Source organism: Rhodopseudomonas sp. BR0C11, assembly GCF_010820945.1.
GTDB classification, from domain to species: Bacteria; Pseudomonadota; Alphaproteobacteria; order Rhizobiales; family Xanthobacteraceae; genus Rhodopseudomonas; species Rhodopseudomonas palustris_H.
In genome coordinates this window covers 1-1,587 of record NZ_QTKI01000663.1, presented here as the reverse complement: position 1 = coordinate 1,587, position 1,587 = coordinate 1, and the positions used below count along the sequence as shown (strand labels likewise).

The 1,587-nt window shown below is 66.5% G+C and carries 2 protein-coding genes; one reads left to right on the top strand and one right to left on the bottom strand.

The genetic code is table 11. The annotated features are described in order from the left end of the window. Positions 1 to 1,061: carboxylate-amine ligase (locus DYI24_RS26345; RefSeq protein WP_164574404.1), on the top strand; the 1,061-nt coding region annotated here is incomplete at its 5' end. 34 nt (positions 1,062 to 1,095) lie between these two features. Here DYI24_RS26345 and DYI24_RS26340 read toward each other — a convergent pair. Further along, positions 1,096 to 1,587 (bottom strand): efflux RND transporter permease subunit (locus DYI24_RS26340; protein WP_205523705.1); only part of this gene is annotated, 492 nt, incomplete at its 5' end.

Genomic DNA, 1,587 nt, shown 5'->3' with positions numbered 1-1,587 from the left:
CGCCGAACATCCTGTTCGAGGCCGCGAGCTGGTCGACCGGCGGTCAGGCGATGCGGGAGATGTTGCAGGCACAGATCGAAGTAGCCACCAACGTCCATGTCGACCCGAGCGATGCCCGCGAGGAGCTGCGCTTCCTGCGTAATGAAGTGGCGGCAGCAGCGGCGCAGCACGGATTGGTGATCATGGCCAGCGCGACCCATCCGACGGCGTCGTGGCGGTTCTCCAAGCCGAGCCCGAAGCCGCGCTATGCGGAAATGATCGAGGACCTGCGGACCATCGGTCACCGCAACATGCTCTGTGGCATGCACGTCCACGTCCAGATCCCACCGCCGGTCGAGCGCGTGGCGGTAATGCGGGCCATGATCCCATATCTGCCGCTGTTCATCGCGCTGGCGACGTCGTCCCCGTTCTGGAACGCCAAGGAGACCGGCCTGCGCGGCTATCGCCTCGCCGCGTACGACGAGCTGCCCCGCACCGGCCTGCCGGAGTTGTTCACCACTCAGGCCGAGTACGACGCCTATGTCGAGGCGCTGGTGCGATCGGGCGTGATGCCGGACGAAAGCTACGTCTGGTGGGCACTGCGGCCGTCGCTGCGTCACCCCACCCTCGAGCTTCGCGCACCGGACGTGTGTACGCGCCTGGAGGACGCGGTGCTGATCGCGTCGCTGTATCGTGCTCTGATCAAGTATCTCTGCGAGCATCCCGCCTCAGCCCACAAGGTCGGCAACGTCGAACGCGCGATTGCGGTGGAGAATAAGTGGCGGGCTCAGCGCTACGGCACCGACTGCATCTTTGCGTCGAAGGACGGTCCGATCGAGATCCGCGAGTTTCTCGACCAAGTCATCGCTCGCGTGCTGCCGCATGCCGAAGACCTCGGCTGCGCCAAAGAGGTCGAAGGCTGCCGCGAGATCCTCGAGCGCGGCAGCTCGGCCGATGCCCAGCTCCGGGCCTACCGTGACAGCGGTGGTGATCTGAGCGCCGTCACGCGATGGATCGCGCGCCAGACCCTGGGCGAGGACGCCGCCCCGTCCGCACGAGGATGGGCCGAACAGGTCCAGTAAATCGGCCTCCGCCGTCTGAGCTGATCGGGTCGCATCAGGGATGCGACCCGATCGCCGTTTGCCGACGCGGTTCGGCGTCGTGCGCTGCCGGCGCCAAGGGCGCGGCGTGATCGACCGTCCCCTCGCCATGCTGCGTCAGCGGCCGGTTGCCGGTCAGGGCGCGCAGCAGCACGTAGAACATCGGCGTGAAGAAGATGCCGAATGCCGTGACGCCGATCATGCCGGCGAACACCGCGACACCCATGGCGTGGCGCATCTCAGAGCCAGCCCCGGTCGAAGTCACCAGCGGCACCACGCCCATGATGAACGCCATCGAGGTCATCAGGATCGGCCGCAGCCGCAGCCGGCTGGCTTCGATCGCCGCCTCGATCGGCTTGCGCCCGGCGAATTCGAGCTCACGCGCGAATTCGACGATCAGGATCGCGTTCTTGGCCGACAGGCCGACCAGCACGATCAACCCGATCTGGGTGAAGACGTTGTTGTCGCCCTTACTGATCCAGACGCCGAACATCGCGGCGAGCAGGCC